This is a genomic window from Pseudoalteromonas sp. NBT06-2 (assembly GCF_002276045.1).
In the GTDB taxonomy this organism is placed as follows: Bacteria; Pseudomonadota; Gammaproteobacteria; order Enterobacterales; family Alteromonadaceae; genus Pseudoalteromonas.
Genome location: NZ_NQMR01000280.1, coordinates 1 through 341, shown reverse-complemented (window position 1 = coordinate 341; position 341 = coordinate 1). Strand labels below are relative to the sequence as shown.

The 341-nt window shown below is 29.3% G+C and carries 1 protein-coding gene; it reads left to right on the top strand.

Annotated features, from left to right (window positions below):
• Window positions 1-88: 88 nt before the first annotated feature.
• Window positions 89-341 (top strand): hypothetical protein (locus CJF42_RS25320; protein WP_141235678.1); only part of this gene is annotated, 253 nt, incomplete at its 3' end.

Below are 341 nucleotides of genomic sequence, written 5' to 3'. Positions count from 1 at the left end.
GGCTTACCTGACAAGCCAGTAAGAACATAATTAAAATTTAGCCTTTAGGTAAACTCTAAAAGCTTGTTGACTCTCATAGGAGAATATATTGTTAGATTTTTTTGCAAAATTATCTGATTATATTATTTGTGTTATGCTATCCATTGTAGCGATGATATTGATAAGATTAGAATATGATACTAAATTATTCGAAGCTGCCAAAGATAACAAAATACAATTAGCTTTTATATCCGATGAACTTGCTCAATTAAAAACTCAAATTAGTAAATACCAAAATTCTGTTGATAACGGCATTGATAACAATAGCTTAGCTGTCAAATTGGTAACTTCTCAAAAAGCAG